Source organism: Tardiphaga sp. OK246 (genome assembly GCF_900188215.1).
Classification (GTDB): domain Bacteria; phylum Pseudomonadota; class Alphaproteobacteria; order Rhizobiales; family Xanthobacteraceae; genus Tardiphaga; species Tardiphaga robiniae.
In genome coordinates this window covers 452,727-470,775 of sequence record NZ_FZOX01000001.1, presented here as the reverse complement: position 1 = coordinate 470,775, position 18,049 = coordinate 452,727, and the positions used below count along the sequence as shown (strand labels likewise).

Genomic DNA, 18,049 nt, shown 5'->3' with positions numbered 1-18,049 from the left:
CTTTCACTCTTTCAAAACCACACTGGGGATTATCCGCCGCGAGTCAGATTCCGTTAAGCGTCGCCGACGCATTTTACCACCTGCTGGGAACGAGTGGTGAGAGTGATGGCGGGGATCGACAGCAGCGCGCAGAAGCGCGACGCACAACGTGGCGGGTGCCGCCGATGTTGAACGTCGGCACGCTGTTCACGGTGTTCACCGTCAACTTTTTGGCCCTCGGTGTGGTCTGGGCCTATGTGGCCACCAGCTATCCCAATCTGCACGCCGCGCGTTACTGGACCGCCGCCGCGTTCGCCGCGGCGCTCGGCAACAGCATCTCGGTGCTGCGCGGCGTCGGCGTCGATCCGCTGATCGCCATCGTGCTGGGCAACGGCCTGCTGCTGCTGGCCACCAGCCTCGCCGCCATCGGCATGAATCAGTTTTACGGCCGCCCGGCGGGCTGGCGCGCGCAAGCCGTCATCATCGCCACCAGCCTGGCCGGCCTGCTGCTGTTCACGCTGTGGCACGACAACATGACGATGCGCGTACTGATCTATTCCGCCGGACAGTCGGTCACCGTTGTCATGACCGTGCCGCTGTTGTTGTCGCGCAAGGATGGCGGCGGCAATGCCGGCGCCCGTCTCGCCGGCTGGCTCGCCATCACGCTCGTTGCTGCGCATGCCGTGCGCTCGGCCGCGGCGCTGGCGAATATCGGCGGCAATATGACCTTTGCCGATTTCAACAATCTCCAGGCCATGATGGTGCTGGTGCTGGTGTTCCTGGCGATGTCGTGGAATTTCGGATTCCTCCTGATGGCCATCGATCGCCTGCGCGGCGAAGTCGCCGAACTTGCATTGGTCGACGATCTCACCGGCGTCGCCAATCGCCGTCACCTGGTGCAGCGCCTCACCGAGGAATGCGCGCTGGCGCGTCGCACGCAAAAGCCGTTCGCGCTGCTGGCGATCGATCTCGACGGCTTCAAGGAAATCAATGACGGCCACGGCCACGCCGCCGGCGACGATTGCCTGCGTCACTTCACGCTGATGACCCAGAGCAAACTCCGCCCCGGCGATCTGCTCGCGCGTTCGGGCGGTGACGAGTTCAGCATCATCCTGCCGGCGACGACGCTACATGAAGCGGCAAACATCGCGCGCCGCATTCTGGATGTGTGCCGCATCGACGCCGCAGGCTGTGCGCCCGGCGAGATTCCGATTGCGGCGTCCATCGGCGTGGCGCAGTGGCACCCGCAGGTCGGGCAGTATCCGGAGCGACTGATCGCGGCTGCCGACCAGGCGCTCTATGCCGCCAAGAACGACGGCAAGAACCGCTTCGCCCTCTGCGATCTCGAAGCGCCGTCGATGGTGCCGGCTCTCAACATGGACGAAGCCATCGACCGCGCCCGCAAGCTGGCCTGATCGCCTCAGTTCATCGTCTTGTCGTGGGTGATGTCGATGATCGCGCCGGGCAGGCGGACGGGGCGGCCATGTCCGTCCAGCGTGCAACTGCCGCGCGCGAGAACCCAACTGATCCGGTCGTTCTTGATCAGCCGACACTCGCACTCAAAGATGCCGCCTGATCGCATCGCGGCCGCGACCGCCGCGTGCACCCGGTCAACGTCATCGGGATGGACTGCTGCGAGATAGGCCATGTTCGGCAGACCGCGCGCGGCCGTTTCGGGATCGACATTGAAGAAGCGGGCAGCCCCGGCATCGAGATAGTTGCGGTCGTTGCTGATGTCCCAGTCCCAGAAACCGGCGATCAGTTCACGGGCGGCGAGCCGGCGCGGCATCGGCATCTCGAACGCGTCGTCCTCGGCCGTGGTCTGGTAGGCCTCTGCTGCCGCGAGCCGCAGGATGTAGGAGAGAAATTCGTGCTTCCGCTCCCGGGCGAAGCTTGCAATATCGAGGCACACGTCACCCAAGGGTCGTCGCATCGCTCATCCCCACCCGTTCCCGGCGCGGGCAGAATATAGCGGGCTCCCTGCAATTCAACCGGTGGTTGGAGAATTTCTGCGCGGCAAATATGGGGATCGCGGTGGATCGCCCGATGAGGCGTGACGCGATGCCGCTTGCAGAGTTGGCGCCTGTCCCCCATGTCATGGCCATGATGAGCACAGGTCAATCAACCACTTACGACGCCGGCCGCCCGCGCAAACCGGCGTCCGCGCATGGTCCGATCATCGATCAGGATGGTTTTGAGGTTCGGCCCGAGCAACTTCGGCCGGATCTGCAGGGCTTTCGGTTCGACTTCGGAGCGGGCGCCAATCCGTTTGCCAATCTCACGCGCGAGCAACGGCTGGCGCGGCTGGATGCGCTGGCGAAACTGCTCGACGTCGCCTTCATCGTGCCGGGCACGAAGATCCGCTACGGCATCGATGGTCTGATCGGCTTGATTCCGATCGTGGGCGACATCATCACCACGGCGATCTCGCTATGGGTGGTGCGCGAGGCACGGGCGCTCGGTGCGCCGTGGCATCTCACGGCGCGCATGCTGGGCAATGTTGCGGTGGACGGTGCTGTCGGCATCGTGCCGTTTATCGGCGATGCGTTCGACGTGATGTTCCGGGCCAATGTCCGCAACGTCAGAATGCTGCACAAGTGGCTCGAAAAACAGCCCAGACTCTAGTTCAGAGTCCGGGCTGCGATCGTCTCAATTCGTAAAGCTCAAGCAGCGTCGGCGTCGTCGGTCGCCGGCTCTTCGGCGCGCACGCGGCGCTCGAGCGGGAAGTCCTGGCTCTCATAGAGCGAGCGAATGCCGCTCTGGTCAAAACGGGCTTCCTCGACCTGCAGATAGGCGCCGTTCAGCGAGTCAGCCGGCAGCTCCTCGATCGCGAATTGGACGGCGGCGGCGGCCGTATCGAAACGACGATAGGCGAAACCGGCACGCTTTTTCTTGCGGATCGCGGCGGGGAAGAGTTCGGCTGCGGTGTTGTAGCTGAAAGCTGCCATGGTCGGGGACCTCATGTGAATACGCAACGAAACGACGCTTCATTCGCAATGCAGCCGATCCGGCGGCGCGCGGAACATCATTTCAGGACAGACCCCAATATAAGCACGTTTTGGCCGATTGCGACACCTGCGATACAGCATGATGAATCGCCGGCCGCGGGCGGTATTGCCGTAATAGCTTTGTGATTTAAAGAGCTTAGCGCGCGCTTAAGGCATGGGCAGCGGCGCGCGCGGCGCAATATTTGCCTATTGTCCGGTCACGTCCGGCAGCGGCACGATTTTCAGGGGGGTGGTATAGGGCTCGACCCGCAGTGCCTCAGTCGACATAAGCCCCACTTGCCGCAAAGGCGCCTGCTCCAGCGCCCCGGCCTCAGCCTTGCGCACGGCGTATTGCCAGGCCGTCAGCGTACCCTTCTGGACCAAATGCTTGGCGACACCGCCGGCGTTCTTGGCTTCGAAAGTGGAGAGCTGGTCATCGTTAATGCCGATGATGATCTCGTCCTTGGCCGTGATCACCTTGAACAGCGACACCTTGTCGGTCGCCAGTGCGGGGTGGGACACCAAGCTTTCGAGAATGAGACCCGCAAGGGCAATGCCGAGCAACAAACGGTTTGAACGGGTAGACATCTTGGTACTTTCTTATTCTTCTTCGCAAACGTGCATGCCGCTGAGGCATGTTCAAGTAACAGGCAATAGGCGAAGCCGCTTACGGACAAGTATTGGACAGAAATGCCCCGCGAGACTTCGATGAGTCGCACGGGGCACTGAAACAGTTCGATACCGGATACGTATTTATTTAGGCTGAAGTTTCAAGGCCGCGGAGTTGATGCAATAGCGCAATCCCGTGGGGCCGGGGCCGTCGTCAAACACATGTCCGAGATGACCATTGCACTTGGAGCACAGCACTTCCGTGCGGATCATGCCGTGGGTCACATCGCGTTCTTCGTCGATATGACTTTCTCGTGAGGGCTTCGTGAAGCTCGGCCAGCCGCAGCCGGAATCGAACTTGGCATCGGACTCGAACAGTGTCTGGCCACAGCCGGCGCAGACGAAGGTGCCCGGCGTGTGGTCATGTTCGTACTCGCCGGTGAACGGACGCTCCGTCGCCTTTTCGCGCAGTACCGCATACTGCATCGGAGTCAGTTCGCGGCGCCATTCGGCTTCGCTCTTTTCGACCTTGCCGGGTGTCGTCTTCGTATCGGTCATTCTTTCTCCTTCCCGATTGGCCGTGGCTGCGAGCGCTCAGGTCAGTTTGTGACCTTCGACGCGCTCACCAGCGTCGGCTTCTCGATATAGTTCTGGGCAAAGATCTTCTTCAGGTTCTCGACCTTCGGAATATCGTTATAGGCAATATAGGGCTGGTTCGGGTGCAGCGTCAGGTAGTCCTGATGATAAGCTTCCGCCGGATAGAAGGCTTCGAGCATTCCGAGCTTGGTGACGATCGGCTTCTTGTAGACCTTCGCAGCGTTGAGCTGGGCGATATAGGCTTCCGCCACTTTCTTCTGCTCCGGCGTCGTCGCGAAAATTTCCGACCGATATTGCGTACCCGAATCCGGGCCCTGGCGATTCAGCTGGGTCGGGTCGTGTGCCACCGAGAAATAGATCTGCAGGATCTTGCCGTAGCTGATCTTTTGCGGGTCGTATTTGATCTCGACCGCTTCGGCGTGTCCGGTCGAGCCGGTGCTCACCGCTGTGTAATTGGCCGAGCTCTTCGAGCCGCCGGCATAGCCGGACACGGCGTTGACGACGCCTGCCGTGTGCTGGAATACGCCCTGGACGCCCCAGAAGCACCCACCCGCAATCACCGCAGTCTGAATGCCGGTCGCGGCCGGCGTGTCCGCAGCGGGTGCGGGAATGATGACAGCCTCTTCGGCAGCAAAAGTGGGGGCCACGATGGCGGTTGAAATCGCCAATGCGCCGGCAAAGGCGCAGAGCGAGAGGCGGCTGAACAGGGAGCGGCGCATAGCAGGTCCTCTTGGATGATCGATGGCCGGATATCGGCAGTCTAGACCGGAGCCCGCGGTTCGCAATCGGCATTTCCGGGCGGCGTATCGGAGATACGGAGAAGGATCTCGCTTGTTACGCGATACCGGACACGAGTTCGTGAGGATCTGGATGGCAGGAAAAAGCCGCGGAACATGCGTCCCGCGGCTTTCTGATTGACTATGACGCTAACCGCTTATGGGCAGGGATAGCGATTGCCGTCGTTGTTCAGATAAGTGCCTGACGCCGGATCGTAGGAACGATAGCGCTGCGAGCAATAGGCTGCGTTCTGCTGGGCTGCCGCGTTGGCCTGGCTGGCCGCAATCGCGCCGCCGATGATGGCGCCAGCTGCGAGGCCGCCGACGACGGCGCCAGCGCTGGGTCCGCGGCGATAGTAGCCAGGACCGTAGCCGTAGCGTGGGCCATAACCGTAGCGGCGATAATACTGCACGTTCTCGGTGGCCGAGGGTACGGCACTGGCGAGGCTGGGCTGACTCAGCAGTGGCGCTGATGTTGCCGGCGCCGAAAACGCCAGCGCGCTTGCGCCGATCATCGTAGCCATCGTCAAGATTTTCGCGGGATGCATATCGAGCTCCTTATTAAGCGTAAGTGGCCGAAACGTTCGGGCGGGCATCTTGTTCCACGATGCCTAGGAGCGAGACGCGTCAGATCAGCGCATGCGATTGATTGCAAAATACGCGCGTTAAACCACGATGCTCAAGCGCTTCGCGGCGCGGGTAATGCCGGTGTAGAGCCAGCGGGCGCGGCTCTCCTGAAATGCAAAGCTCTCGTCGAACAGAACGACGTCGTCCCATTGCGAGCCCTGGCTTTTGTGCACGGTCAGCACGTAGCCATAGTCGAATTCGTCGTAAGGCTTGCGTTGCTCCCACGGCAGCGTCTCAACACCGCCCGAGAAACAGTCCGCGCGCACAGATACCTTGGTGACCTTGCCGCCAAAATCCTCATCCGGCGAAATTCGCATGGTGATGATCTGCGACTTCGAGGCAGCGCGCGCCTTCACGCGCCACAGACCGCCGTTGAACAGCACCTTCTTGCGGTTGTTGCGCAGGCAGACCAGCTTGTCATTGGCCACCGGCAGCAGGTCCTCGATGCCAAGTTTCTGCCGGACACGCATATTGTAGGCGCGGCGCGTGTTGTTGCGGCCAACCAGTACCTGATCGGCGGACATCACGCGATCCGGATCGAGTGCCTTGCGCGACACGATTTCGCTCAGGCCATATTGCCCGGGCTGCAGCGACCGCCCCTCGCGGACATCCATCGACATGCGCACGATCGGATCGTGCTCGGCCTGGCGATGCACTTCGGTCAGCATCACGTCGGGCTCGGTCTCGGTGAAGAAGCCGCCACCCTGGATCGGCGGCAACTGCGCGGGATCGCCGAGCACCAGCAGAGGGCAATCGAATGACAGCAGGTCGCGGCCAAGCTCGGCGTCGACCATCGAACATTCGTCGATCACGATCAGCTTGGCCTTGGAGGCTGGCGCGTCGTCCCACAGTTCGAAATTCGGCTGCTCCTCGCCGCTCTCACGGGCGCGATAGATCAGTGAGTGAATCGTGGAGGCGCCGTCGCAGCCCTTGTTGCGCATCACCAGCGCCGCCTTACCGGTAAAGGCTGCGAATTTCACCTCGCCGTCCACATTGTCGGCGACGTGCCGCGCCAATGTCGTCTTGCCGGTACCGGCAAAGCCGAACAGCCGGAACACCTGCGGTGTGCCGTTGCGGCCTGGCTTCGCCTTCAGCCAGTCGTCGACGGCTTTCAGCGCGGCATCTTGATGCGGGGTAAAGGTCGGCATTGCGTCTCTGGAAAGCGGTGCGCAGCCATTTTGCCGCGACTCAGCGGGGGAAAGCTAACCATTCAGGCGTCTGACGCAAGCCGGAGACCCCCAAGTTGTCTGCGCCAACGTGGCCGGTTGCTCATTGTCGTTCCATGACGCAGTTATTAGGCTGCTTGAGCCCAGGGAGCCCATTTTGGAACGCAGACTGCTTCAGATCGCACTGGCGATTGTCGGCCTCGTGGCCATCCTGTTCGGCCTGACCGGCGTGCTGTTCGGCACCAGCCTCTCAGGCGTCAGGCTCGGCGTGACGATGGAAGGCTATGTGCGCTTCATCAAAGGCGTGCTGGTGGCGGTCGGGCTGATCTACTGGTCGGCGATCCCGCAGATCGAAAAACGCTTTGAGCGGATTTCGATCGTAACCTTCATTCTCGTGTTTGGTGCGGCTGCGCGTTTGCTAGCGGTGCTCAGTCATGGCTTTCCGACCGTGGGATTGCTGATCAGCCTGATCGGCGAACTGGTGGTCGTCCCGATGATCTGGCTGTGGCTTCGCCATCTCGTGCGGCGGGGTGCGGTCGCATGAAGCGGATCGGCATTGGGATCGTCTATGTGATCGGCGCGATTTCGATCGGTTATCTCGCGCTTTACGCCTATGCGATGTTCACCCGGCAGGAGTTGACGCCGGGCGATCCGATCAAGATTTTTCGCAAGCAGGACGCGCCGAGCTATTCGCGGGGCGCGTCGTTGTCGTTCTTCGCGTAATTACATCGCGCCCATGGCAGCACGATAGTCGCCGGCGCCTGCTCCGGCCGGTGTGATCGGCAACCCGCCATCGGCATATTCGTTGAGCTTGTTGCGCAGCGTGCGGATCGAGATGCCAAGAATGTTGGCCGCATGGGTGCGGTTGCCGAGGCAGTGCTTCAGCGTCTCCAGGATCAGATCGCGCTCGACATCGGCTACGGTACGGCCGACCAGTGCGCGGGTCACGGTTTCCGCCGCCATGGTTGCATGCGCCACGGCCGGCGGGGTCTTGGCGAGATCGAGACGATCGCCATCCGGGGTCAGGATGGCATCCGCGCCGATCTCGTCGCCGTTGGCCATCAGCACCGAACGGTGGATCGTGTTTTCGAGTTCACGGACGTTGCCCTGCCAGCGATTGGCGGTGAGTACGCGCCGCGCCTCGGCGGAGATAGGACGCACCGGCACGCCATTGGCGTCGGCATATTTCTTGGCGAAATGTTGCGCCAGTTCGAGAATGTCGGCCGGGCGATCGCGCAGCGGCGGGATCTTCAGGTTCACGACGTTGAGGCGGAACAGCAGATCTTCGCGGAACGTGCCTTCGCGTACGGCGTCGGACAGGTTGCGGTTCGAGGTTGCGATGATGCGAATGTCCACCGGCACCGGCTTGGTGCCGCCGACGCGGTCGATGACGCGCTCCTGAATGGCGCGCAGCAGCTTCGACTGCAGCCGCACGTCCATTTCCGAGATTTCGTCCAGCAAGAGCGTGCCGCCGGTGGCTTCCTCGAACTTGCCGATGCGGCGTGCGATCGCGCCAGTGAAGGCACCCTTCTCGTGGCCGAACAGTTCGGACTCCAGGAGATGCTCGGGGATTGCAGCGCAGTTGATTGATATGAACGGCTTCTTGGCGCGGTTGGAGCGGGTATGGACATAGCGCGCCAGCACTTCCTTGCCGGTGCCGGATTCGCCCGTGATCATCACTGACGCATCGGAGCCGGCGATCTGCTGCGCCAGCTTGACCACCTTGCCCATCATTTCGTCGCGATAGATCAGGTCGCGGCTGTCATTGGCGACGGCGGCCAGAACGGCGGCGATCAGTTCCGGATCCGGCGGCAGGGGGATGTATTCTTTGGCGCCGGCATGGATCGCGGCGACCGCAGCGCGGGCATCGGTGGTGATGCCGCAGGCGACGATCGGTACATGGATGTGTTCGGCTTCCAACCGCATCACGAGGTCGCGGATGTCGAGGGCGACATCCACCAGCAGGAGGTCTGCGCCCTTGCCGCCGCGCAACACGCCCATCGCCTGATCATGGCCTTCGGCATGAACCACGGAGGCGCCGTTATCCATGGCGATCTTGGTGGCGGTGGTGAGTTGGCCCTTGAGGGTACCAACGATGAGAAGCCGCATGGTGATCTCCTGTTATATCCTGGTCGCGCCCTTGAGGCGCCGTTTATCCCGAATTAGCTGCGTTCAGCCTTGATGATTTCAGTCATGGTGACGCCGAGCTTTTCTTCGACGAGAACGACTTCGCCGCGCGCTACCAGGCGGTTGTTCACGTAGATGTCGATCGCTTCGCCAACGCGGCGGTCGAGTTCGAGCACTGTGCCGGGCCCGAGCTTCAGCAATTCGCCCACACCCATCTTGGAGCGGCCGAGCACGGCCGAGACCTGGACTGGAACGTCGAAGACCGCTTCGAGATCGGCGGCAATGCGCGTGACCTGTTCTTCGTCAGCATAGCCCACGTCCCCCATTGCGCCGGGATCGGTGGCATTGAGATCGGGAAGCGGCACCTGTGGATCGCTCATATTCTAGTCCTCACAGCCCTGTCAGGCCTGATTGCGCGACGCCATGTAGCGTCCGACGAGTTCGTTGATCTTGGCGTCGATGGTTGCGCGCTCCAGCACGACGCCGCCATCCGCCCATTCGATTTTGCAGTCGCCGTTCTCGATATCCGGCTCGGCGAGGATGACGAGGCGACCGGCGAAGCCGCTTTGTTTGGCCTGTTTCTCGATGCGTTCGCGTGCTTCGTCATAGAGCTTGTCGTTGATGCGCACCACGAGATGCGGCGTCGACACCAGATTCTTGAAACAGTCGTGGACCAGGGCCATGACTTCGGTGAGCGGCTCAACGGCGATCAATTCACTGCAGAGTTTGCGTGCCACCGACACCGCGACATCGACAGCTTCGGTTTCCATCTTTTCTTCGATGGCCCCGAAGCGCGACGAGATTGAGGAGATCGCAACGCCGATCTGTTCCAGCGCCAATGCGGCGCGACGGTCGCTTTCGGCCTTCGCCTCGCGCTGGGCCGCATCGAAGCCTGCGCGATAGGCCTGGGCCTCGGCGTTGGCGACCTTCTCCGCGATCTCGGCCGGCGTGATCGCGGGCGCACGCGTCTTGTCGGGCGCGGCGAAGTCCATATCGAACAGAAATTTTGCAGGGGCGGCCATCAATACACCAGCTCGTCGTCGGCGCGGTTCTTGGTCAGCACGATTTCGCCCTTGGCGGCGAGATCCTTGGCCAAATTCACCAGCAGTGCCTGTGCCTCGTCGACATCGCGCAGACGGACCGGGCCGAGCGCGGCCATATCGTCGGTCAGCATCTTGGCGGCGCGGGACGACATGTTGCCCATGAAGAAGGCGCGCACTTCCTCGTTGGCGCTCTTCAGTGCGATACCCAGCTTGTCCTTGTCGATGCTGCGCATCAGGGTCTGTGCCGAGCCGGCATCGAGCTTGATGAGGTCGTCGAAGGTAAACATCAGTGCCTTGATGCGCTCGGCCGCCTCGCGATTGTCTTCTTCCAGCGAGGTGATGAATCGCGTTTCGGTCTGGCGGTCGAAGTTATTGAAGATTTCCGCCATGACTTCGTGCGCGTCGCGACGACGGGTCTGCGAGAGGTTCGACATGAATTCGACGCGCAGCGTCTGTTCCACGCGCTCGATGACTTCTTTCTGGACCGCTTCCATCTTGAGCATGCGGTTGATGACGTCGAGCGCGAGATCCTCGGGCAGGATGCCGAGCACGCGCGCTGCATGCTCCGGCTTCAGCTTCGACAGCACCACGGCGACGGTCTGCGGATATTCGTTCTTCAGGTAGTTCGCGAGAACCTCTTCCTGCACGTTGGAGAGTTTTTCCCACATGTTGCGGCCGGCGGGGCCGCGGATTTCTTCCATGATACCGCTGACGCGCTCGGACGGCAGATACTGGGTCAGCAGACGCTCGGTGGCATCGAAAGTGCCCATCAGGGCGCCGGAGGCGGACATCCGTGACACGAATTCGAGCAGCAGATCTTCGACAGTCTCCGGCTCGATGGTGCCGAGCGACGACATGTGAAGTGAAAGCTCGCGCACTTCGTCGTCGTCGAGCTGCGCCCACACTTTGCCGCCATACTGCTCGCCCAGCGCCAGCATCAGGATGGCTGCACGCTTCGGGCCGCTCAGCGGCTTCGCTGGCGCACGGCCACCCTGGCGCTGTGCGAGCGATGCTACGACGCTGGCGATGTCGCTGCTGTTATCGCCGGTGGTTTGCGGAACGGATGCCATTCAGATCACGCCGGTTCCTGCAGCCATGCGCGAACAATGGCTGCGGTTTCGTTGGGGTTACGATCGGCCAGTTCGCCCACGCGATGCACGGATTGCGCGTGGACCTGACCCTGGATGGTGGCGACGTCGATCATGTTGGGGCCGCTGGCGGGAATGACGGTCTGTCCGTCAGCGCTGAGAGCGACACCGTCGGGAAGAACGAGAGCGTTGGCTGCAGGGAGCGCCGGCACGGGCTCAGAGGCGAGGACGCGGCGGACCAGCGGGCGGATGACCATGAACATCACGACCAGGCCGAGCAGCATCATGACCGCGAGTTCGATGACGTGCATCACGTCATCCTTGGTGAATTGCATCATGCCGAGCAGACCGGTCGGCTCCGGCGTCGGAACGACAGTTGGGCCCTCGGCGAATTTCAGGTTGACGACCTCGACCTGATCGCCGCGCTTCTGGTCGAAGCCAATGGCCGAACGGACCAGCGCTGCGATGCGATCGAGTTCTTCCTTGGGGCGCTGGGCGTAGACCTGCTCGCCCTTCTCGTTCTTGCTGTAGCTGCCGTCGACCAGTACCGCGACCGAGATGCGATTGACACGGCCTGCTTCGGTCACTTCGGTCTTGGTGACGCGGGAGATTTCGTAATTGTTGGTTTCTTCCGACTTCTTGCTTTGGTCCTTCGCCGTCCCCGTGTTGCCGGCCGCCTGATTGCCTGGCAGTTCGTTGTTGACGGTGACTTGGCCATCCCGCTCGCCGACGGCAGAGGATTCTTCGCGGCTCTGGCTGGAGCGCAAGACCCGGCCTTCCGGGTCGAATTTGTCGGAGGTCTGCGTGACCTTGTTGTAGTCGAAGTCGGCTGTGAGCTGGACCCGGGCCCGGCCTGCGCCCACCACCGAGGAAACGATCGCTTCGACCTGGCTCCGCATCCGCTTTTCGAAGCCGGCGCGGCGTTCGTCGCCGGTGGCGCCTTCCATGGTCGCGTCAGCGGCGCCGTCGGCGAGCAGTTGTCCCGCTTCGTCGACGATCGAAACCCGAGCCGGCTTCAGGCCGTTGACGGCCGAGGCGACGACATGGCGGATCGCCCGGACCTGCTGCGGGTCGAGGGCGCCGCGGACGCGGACGACGATCGAGGCCGAAGGCTCGGGAGCTTCGCGGGAGAACAGAGGGCGTTCCGGCAGGACGAGGTGAACGCGGGCGAACTGTACCCGGTCGATCGCCCGGATCGTTCGCGCCAATTCGCCTTCGAGGGCGCGTAAGTGATTGATATTTTGGACAAAGCTTGTTGTTCCGAGAGCGTCCGACTTGTCGAAGATCTCGTAGCCGACGCCGCCACCCTTGGGCAGGCCGCCTTCGGCCAGCTTCATGCGCAGGCGAGTCACCTTGTCCTTCGGCACCATGATGGCGGCACCGTCGTTCTTCAGCTCATAGGGGATGGCCTGGCGTTCCAGGTCCTTGATGATCGCCGAGGAGTCCTCGACGCTCAGGTCCGTGAACAGGGTGGTCATCTGCGGCGTGGTGACCCGCATGATGACGAAAGCAAAGAAGCCGATGAGTGCGGCGGTCACCGCAACCATCGCCATCAGGCGCGCCGCGCCGAGACCCTTAAGGAAACTTAGAAGACTCTGCACGAACCAGCCCCTGAGATTCGGCCTCAAAGACCGACTGGGCAAATTTTGCCGGGGTATGGTTTCGATATGGTTAACGGCGGTTAACGGGTGGCAAAAATATGGCCAAATGACGAAAACCGGCTTCCCATGAGGGAGCCGGTTTTCATCGAATTGGAGATATTAACGATTCGTTTACTGACGATACTGCTGGATCCGGGTGGTCCGCAGTCCTGCCAGACCGTGCTGGTCGATCGAGAACTGCCAGGAGAGGAATTCGTCGACTGTCAGCGTATAGCGGCTGCAGGCTTCCTCAAGAGACAGAAGGCCACCGCGGACGGCGGCGACAACTTCGGCTTTGCGGCGGATGACCCACCGTTTGGTTCCGGGCGCGGGCAGATCCGCAATTGTTAACGGACTGCCGTCAGGCCCGATGACGTATTTGACCCTCGGGCGATGGGGTTCTGTCATGGCGTACTCACAAACTCTCAACCACTGAACTCACTTCAACAATCTACGCCCAGCGACTTAAAATTTGCCTAAGCCTACAACTCCAATGCGAATAGAACTGGATTTGGTTCGAAATAATCGTCCCGAGGAGATGATGCGGCGCAGCGTCAGGTTGTCTGTGTGGTTGGCGTCGAGGGAGTCGTTGGCGCCGTCGTCGGACGCACCACACGCTTGATCTTGTCGACGGTATAGTTGGTGCCGTTGATCGAGAGCAGGGCGGGGCTCGCTGACAGATCGACGGAATCGACAACGCCCTGGACTTCCGTGGAGATGGCGACGTCGCGACCGTTGTCGTCCTTGCCCGTTGCCGTCAGCGTATAGGCTCCTTCGGGATACTGAACGCCGTCATTGCCTTTGCCATCCCATACGAAAGTGCCGTTGCCGGACTTCAACGTATACTTGCCGGTGTAGACAACGTTGCCAGCTGAATTCGTAATGTTGACGGTGGCTGTAGAGTCTTTGTCGGCGAGCAGATTCCATGTCGCCGACGTCTTGAATTGCGCCGTGCTGCCATCGACAGCGACGTTGTTGCCGACATAGATGAGCGCCTGCGTCGCTTCTGTAGCTTTGCCGAGATCGACCAGGGCTTTCAACTGATCGTTCGACTTGAGCTGCTGTTCGACACCCGCGAACTGCACCAGCTGCTGCGTGAACTGGTTGGTATCGAGCGGATCGAGCGGGTTCTGGTTCTGCAGCTGCGTCGTCAGCAGCGTCAGAAAGGTCTGGAAATTATCGGCAATGCCGGTGGTCGTCGAGCCGGAGCTGCTGCTCGAGTTCGATACCGGCGTGGTACCGGATACGACAGGGGGTGGAGTCGTTGCGTCAACTGCCATGGTTCGCTCCTCAAATACTGATGTCGACGCCGCTGCTGGATCCCAGCATGCGGCCATAACCGCGGCCCGCAGCGATCGCAGGCACGGACTCGTCTTCGTGGATCACAAGGCGCTGGGCGTTGCGGCCCGAATTCTCGCCACTGTTCTGTTGCTGGCCTTGCGACTGATCGCGCAGGCTGAATTGTAGTCCGCTGTCGTTGGTCTTGAGGCCGGCCTGTTCGAGTGCGCGCTGCAGTTGCGGTGCATCCTGGCGCAACATGGTCAGGGTTTCCGGCTTCTCGACGGTGAGATGCGAGGTGACATTGCCATGCTTGTCGACTTCGAGGCGGACATCGATACGGCCAAGCTCAGCAGGGTCGAGCCGGATGTCGAAGCTGCTCTTGCCCGATTTGGCGTTCTGGGCGATCTCGACAGCGACGCCGTTCAAAGGCACGGGAGCGTTGGTCGCGATCGTGGCGGTCAATTGCGGGCTCGCAGCTGCAATCGGCGTCGGTGTGGTCTGCAACGGTTGCTGCTGCAAGCTATTGGTGGTCGGCGCAGCTACATCCGGTATTGCAGCCTGGGCGGTGTGTTCGGTACGACGCTCATGGGCAGCGCCAGCCGCAGGCTTTGCAGCTTCCGGTGCAACGGCGGTCGGGTCGGTTGCTACGCCATCGACGGGTTTGTCGCCCGGCTTGGCGTCCTTGCCGACTGTTGCCGCTGCGGCCGCGTCGACTGGCTGCGTGGACGTCGTCGTGGCCGCCTTCGTCTTGTCTTCTGATTTGACCTCAGGCGTTGATCCCGTTGTGGCATCGGCTGCGCTGGTCTTCTTCGTGCCGGCTTTGCCGCCCGCGGGCGTCGCGGATGCGATTAGTGCCGCGAAATTCGCTTCGGCTTCCGGGGGCGTCGTTGCAGGCGCCGCTTCGGTATCAGCCGTTGCAGCTTCGGTCACTGCCGTCTGGGCTTTCAAAACGGCTGCAGCGATGGCGAGAGGCTGTGCAACGCCGGTGGTTTCTGGCGCTGTCGGAGCTACTGCAACATCGGTCGTGGCCACGGGCACGGGGATCGCAACGGCGACGGCGGCGACCGCGACGGGCTTCTCGGTTGAGCCCGTTGCATCGACATCGGTCGTTGCGGTCTTGTCGGTATCCTTGGACGAGGCGTCCTTGGTGTCGGTCTTGTCGCCCGTCTTCGCGTCGGCCTTGGAATCGGCCTTCGTGTCGCTCGGGTCGCTCTTCTTTGCCTTGCGGGAGTCCTGCGCGGCATCGGCTGCCTGGGTGTCGCGGTCACGTGCATTGGCGGCCGCGTTGTCGGCGCGATCGTCGGACTGCCGTGTGCGGTCATTGCTCGAGGAGCGCGTGTCGTCGCGCCGTGCGGGTGCTGGCAGATCAGGCTGGGCTGCCGCGGCGCGGTCGCTATTGGCGCTGGCAACGGTGTTGCTGTCGACCAGCGAGCCGAAGCTGTCGGCATCCGACCGCTGATCGTCGCGGGACGAATTCGATCGTGCGTTCTGAAACGAGACGTTTGAGACGATATCGGACGTGACGCTAACCACGGGCGGCCTTTCCAGAAGAGTTCTATCCTCCTTTCAGCAAGGACCGGGCCACCTCTCGTTTTATAAAAATATCTATATAAATCAGTATGTTGTAATTCGGATGGAACCTCCGTGGGGACCGTCGCGGCATTATCTTTTCTGCCCGGCGGCAAGAATTGCCGTTTCCGGCGAGGCGCCGTGATTGATTGAGCGCAAGGCGGCCTATATTAAAGTGCCATATCCCAACCCATTGTCGGACCGACCTTAAGTTCCGGGATTTGGCTCCGTTTTCCTGATCGCGACGGTTTGCAGCCAGCGCGGTCGCATCAGTGACCGAAACCATGCTCAACAGTCTCGATCTCGAAGGCCGTCCGCAGGACACCAGGGTCGTGGTCGCCATGTCCGGCGGCGTCGACTCCTCGGCGACGGCTGCGCTGTTGAAGTCGCAGGGCTACGACGTCGTCGGTATTACTCTGCAACTCTACGATCACGGCGCCGCCACCCATCGCAAGGGCGCCTGCTGCGCCGGCCGTGACATCCATGATGCCCGCGACGTGGCCGAGCGGATCGGGATACCGCATTATGTGCTGGATTACGAAAGCCGGTTCCGCGAGTCCGTCATCGACAATTTCGCCGCGAGCTATGCCTCCGGCGAAACGCCGGTGCCGTGCATCGAATGCAATCGTTCGGTCAAGTTCCGCGATCTGCTGGCGACCGCGCGCGATCTCGGCGCGCAGGCGCTGGCGACCGGGCATTACGTGGCCTCACGCCGCCTTGCTGACGGCTCGCGTGCTATGGTCTGCGCTGCCGATGCCGATCGCGACCAGAGCTATTTCCTGTTCGCGACTACGCAGGAACAGCTCGATTATCTCCGCTTTCCGCTCGGCGACATGAGCAAGCCGCAGACCCGCGAACTGGCCCGGCAGTTCGATCTGTCGGTCGCCGACAAGCAGGACAGCCAGGACATCTGTTTCGTGCCGTCCGGCCGCTACACCGACGTGATCGAGCGTCTGAAGCCGAATGCGCTCGAGCCGGGCGAGATCGTTGATATGGATGGCCATGTCATCGGCCGCCACGATGGCATTATCCATTTCACCATCGGCCAGCGCCGCGGCCTCGGTATCGCAGCGAGCGCGCCGCTCTATGTGATCAAGCTCGATGCCGTCACCCGGCGCGTGGTGGTCGGCCCGCGCGAGGCCTTGCGGATGCACCGCATTGTGCTGCGCGACGTCAACTGGATCGGCGGCGGCACGCTCGATCGCGCCGTTGGCAATGGCCTCGAGCTGTTCGTCAAGGTTCGCTCGACCCGTGGACCACAGCCAGCCTGGTTGCGTGCTGTGAATGGCGGCTACGAGATCGAACTGGTCGGCGGCGAGGAGGGCGTGTCGCCCGGTCAGGCCTGTGTGTTCTACGACGCGCCGGACGGGCAGGCCCGCGTGCTCGGCGGCGGCTTCATCAAGAGCGCTGCGGCGAAAAGCCCTGTCAGCACCTCCCCCCGCGATGCTAATGTCCCCGCCGTCGCAGCGATGCGTGTGTAAGAGTTCAGGGTAGGGGCATGGCTGGCGATATCGACCGCGCGGGGGTCGCGAAGGCTTACGGGCGCTGGGCGCCGATTTACGATCTCGTTTTTGGCAAGGTGTTCGATAGCGGTCGGCAATCGACCATCATCGAGGCCGATCGCATCGGCGGTCGCATCCTTGATGTCGGTGTCGGCACAGGTCTGTCGCTGGTCGATTACGCCCGCACCACGAAGATTTGCGGCGTCGATATTTCCGAGCCGATGCTGCGCAAGGCGCATGAGCGCGTCCGCACCCACAACCTCACCAATGTCGAAACGCTGGCGGTTATGGATGCGAAGAATCTCGCATTCCCCGACAATCATTTCGATGCCGTGGTGGCGCAATATGTCATCACAGCCGTACCCGATCCGGAAGCGACGCTGGACGATTTCATCCGTGTGTTGAAACCAGGCGGCGAGCTCATTCTCGTCAATCACATCGGCGCCGAAAGCGGTCCGCGCAAGATTTTCGAACTGGCCTTTGCGCCACTGGCGCGCCGACTCGGCTGGCGACCGGAATTTCCGTGGAAGCGGCTGGTGGACTGGGCAACGGTCCATGGCGGGATCACGCTGGCCGAGCGGCGGCCGATGCCGCCGATGGGGCATTTTTCGCTGATCCGCTACATTAAATCCTGACTGTGGAGCGCGGGACCGGAACCTCCGTTCGCGCCCGCGGTTGGCTCCGGATGCAGATCAAACAGTCGCTTGTCATCGCAGGTCTAGTCATCGCCGGTTCCAGCGCCGCCTTCGCGCAGGCGCCGCCGACGCCTGCCACACCTCCCGCACAGACCGCGCCGCCATCGGCCGAGCGCGCAAATGCCAATTGTGCACCCACACAAACGACCCCGCAGGGGACGATTGCTCCGAGCGGTACGACGACCGGCCAGAGCCCGGAGCCGTTGGGCGATAAACTCGCGAAATCAGATGGCGTTCTGTGCCCGCCGAGCAATGTCGATCCCGCGATGCGGGCACGCGGGCCGAATTCAGATAGTAGCAATACGCCGGTGATTCCCCCGCCCGGCAGTCCCGGTGGCGATCAAAGCGTTCGGCCGAAGTAAG

General features: G+C 62.0%; 22 protein-coding genes. 7 read left to right on the top strand and 15 right to left on the bottom strand.

From position 1 onward, the window contains the following. Positions 1–164 precede the first annotated feature (164 nt). The gene (locus tag CHC01_RS02285; RefSeq protein WP_089262077.1) at positions 165–1,394 is read left to right on the top strand and encodes a GGDEF domain-containing protein; all 1,230 of its coding nucleotides are present in this window, start codon (positions 165–167) and stop codon (positions 1,392–1,394) included. Positions 1,395–1,399: 5 nt separating this feature from the next. Here CHC01_RS02285 and CHC01_RS02280 read toward each other — a convergent pair whose 3' ends face one another. Next, positions 1,400–1,891: a PAS domain-containing protein gene (locus CHC01_RS02280; RefSeq protein ID WP_176454471.1), complete on the bottom strand. Its 492-nt coding sequence runs from the start codon at positions 1,889–1,891 to the stop codon at positions 1,400–1,402. A 194-nt stretch (positions 1,892–2,085) separates the two neighbouring features. Between CHC01_RS02280 and CHC01_RS02275 the strand changes: the two genes are divergently transcribed. Continuing rightward, positions 2,086–2,604 (top strand): DUF4112 domain-containing protein, encoded by a 519-nt coding sequence (locus CHC01_RS02275; RefSeq protein ID WP_502695636.1) that lies wholly within the window; start codon positions 2,086–2,088, stop codon positions 2,602–2,604. A gap of 38 nt (positions 2,605–2,642) precedes the next feature. On the opposite strand, the gene CHC01_RS02270 is transcribed toward CHC01_RS02275, so the two are convergent. The 6 genes from CHC01_RS02270 to CHC01_RS02245 all read right to left on the bottom strand — a co-directional run bounded on the left by CHC01_RS02270 (position 2,643) and on the right by CHC01_RS02245 (position 6,723). Next, the gene (locus tag CHC01_RS02270; protein ID WP_068733430.1) at positions 2,643–2,927 is read right to left on the bottom strand and encodes a hypothetical protein; all 285 of its coding nucleotides are present in this window, start codon (positions 2,925–2,927) and stop codon (positions 2,643–2,645) included. Positions 2,928–3,173: 246 nt separating this feature from the next. After that, a complete protein-coding gene (locus tag CHC01_RS02265) occupies positions 3,174–3,554 on the bottom strand; it encodes a hypothetical protein (RefSeq protein ID WP_139285870.1) in 381 nt (126 codons plus the stop codon). Positions 3,555–3,719: 165 nt separating this feature from the next. Next, positions 3,720–4,133 carry a peptide-methionine (R)-S-oxide reductase MsrB gene (gene msrB / locus CHC01_RS02260; RefSeq protein ID WP_089262071.1) on the bottom strand — a complete coding sequence of 138 codons (414 nt, stop codon included), beginning with the start codon at positions 4,131–4,133 and terminating at the stop codon, positions 3,720–3,722. A 41-nt stretch (positions 4,134–4,174) separates the two neighbouring features. Beyond that, positions 4,175–4,891, bottom strand: a complete 717-nt coding sequence (gene msrA, locus CHC01_RS02255; protein ID WP_089262069.1) for a peptide-methionine (S)-S-oxide reductase MsrA — start codon at positions 4,889–4,891, stop codon at positions 4,175–4,177. Positions 4,892–5,106: 215 nt separating this feature from the next. Continuing rightward, positions 5,107–5,496: a BA14K family protein gene (locus CHC01_RS02250; RefSeq protein WP_068733438.1), complete on the bottom strand. Its 390-nt coding sequence runs from the start codon at positions 5,494–5,496 to the stop codon at positions 5,107–5,109. Between the two features lie 117 nt (positions 5,497–5,613). Further along, the gene (locus CHC01_RS02245; RefSeq protein WP_068733440.1) at positions 5,614–6,723 is read right to left on the bottom strand and encodes an ATP-dependent DNA helicase; all 1,110 of its coding nucleotides are present in this window, start codon (positions 6,721–6,723) and stop codon (positions 5,614–5,616) included. 175 nt (positions 6,724–6,898) lie between these two features. On the opposite strand from CHC01_RS02245, the gene CHC01_RS02240 reads away from it, so the two are divergent. After that, positions 6,899–7,285, top strand: coding sequence for a DUF4345 domain-containing protein (locus CHC01_RS02240; RefSeq protein ID WP_158596755.1), 387 nt, complete (start codon positions 6,899–6,901; stop codon positions 7,283–7,285). Next, on the top strand, positions 7,282–7,464 hold the full coding sequence (locus CHC01_RS02235) for a hypothetical protein (RefSeq protein WP_089262065.1): 183 nt from the start codon (positions 7,282–7,284) through the stop codon (positions 7,462–7,464). The genes CHC01_RS02240 and CHC01_RS02235 overlap by 4 nt, the downstream gene beginning before the upstream one ends. Here CHC01_RS02235 and flbD read toward each other — a convergent pair whose 3' ends face one another. From flbD to CHC01_RS02195, 8 genes are all read right to left on the bottom strand, one after another. Further along, positions 7,465–8,850, bottom strand: a complete 1,386-nt coding sequence (gene flbD / locus CHC01_RS02230) for a sigma-54-dependent transcriptional regulator FlbD (RefSeq protein WP_068733445.1) — start codon at positions 8,848–8,850, stop codon at positions 7,465–7,467. Positions 8,851–8,903: 53 nt separating this feature from the next. Continuing rightward, complete coding sequence (fliN, locus tag CHC01_RS02225) at positions 8,904–9,248, bottom strand: flagellar motor switch protein FliN (protein ID WP_089262063.1); 345 nt, start codon at positions 9,246–9,248, stop codon at positions 8,904–8,906. A gap of 21 nt (positions 9,249–9,269) precedes the next feature. Further along, a complete protein-coding gene (locus tag CHC01_RS02220) occupies positions 9,270–9,890 on the bottom strand; it encodes a FliH/SctL family protein (protein WP_089262061.1) in 621 nt (206 codons plus the stop codon). Continuing rightward, complete coding sequence (gene fliG, locus CHC01_RS02215; RefSeq protein WP_089262059.1) at positions 9,890–10,981, bottom strand: flagellar motor switch protein FliG; 1,092 nt, start codon at positions 10,979–10,981, stop codon at positions 9,890–9,892. Before fliG ends, CHC01_RS02220 begins: the two co-directional genes overlap by 1 nt. 5 nt (positions 10,982–10,986) lie before the next feature. After that, complete coding sequence (gene fliF, locus CHC01_RS02210) at positions 10,987–12,600, bottom strand: flagellar basal-body MS-ring/collar protein FliF (RefSeq protein ID WP_089263612.1); 1,614 nt, start codon at positions 12,598–12,600, stop codon at positions 10,987–10,989. 171 nt (positions 12,601–12,771) lie between these two features. Continuing rightward, complete coding sequence (gene sciP, locus CHC01_RS02205; protein ID WP_002714638.1) at positions 12,772–13,047, bottom strand: CtrA inhibitor SciP; 276 nt, start codon at positions 13,045–13,047, stop codon at positions 12,772–12,774. A 146-nt stretch (positions 13,048–13,193) separates the two neighbouring features. Beyond that, a complete protein-coding gene (locus CHC01_RS02200; RefSeq protein WP_089262057.1) occupies positions 13,194–13,919 on the bottom strand; it encodes a flagellar hook assembly protein FlgD in 726 nt (241 codons plus the stop codon). 10 nt (positions 13,920–13,929) lie between these two features. After that, the gene (locus tag CHC01_RS02195; protein ID WP_176454470.1) at positions 13,930–15,453 is read right to left on the bottom strand and encodes a flagellar hook-length control protein FliK; all 1,524 of its coding nucleotides are present in this window, start codon (positions 15,451–15,453) and stop codon (positions 13,930–13,932) included. A 320-nt stretch (positions 15,454–15,773) separates the two neighbouring features. Here CHC01_RS02195 and mnmA point away from each other — a divergent pair, with 320 nt between their 5' ends. From mnmA to CHC01_RS02180, 3 genes are read left to right on the top strand one after another with little or no spacing between them, the layout of a single operon-like run. Beyond that, on the top strand, positions 15,774–16,970 hold the full coding sequence (gene mnmA / locus CHC01_RS02190; protein ID WP_089263611.1) for a tRNA 2-thiouridine(34) synthase MnmA: 1,197 nt from the start codon (positions 15,774–15,776) through the stop codon (positions 16,968–16,970). A 17-nt stretch (positions 16,971–16,987) separates the two neighbouring features. After that, positions 16,988–17,626: a class I SAM-dependent methyltransferase gene (locus tag CHC01_RS02185; protein WP_089262053.1), complete on the top strand. Its 639-nt coding sequence runs from the start codon at positions 16,988–16,990 to the stop codon at positions 17,624–17,626. A gap of 50 nt (positions 17,627–17,676) precedes the next feature. After that, entirely contained in the window at positions 17,677–18,048 is a 372-nt protein-coding gene (locus tag CHC01_RS02180; RefSeq protein WP_089263610.1) for a hypothetical protein, read from the top strand. Position 18,049: the final 1 nt, after the last annotated feature.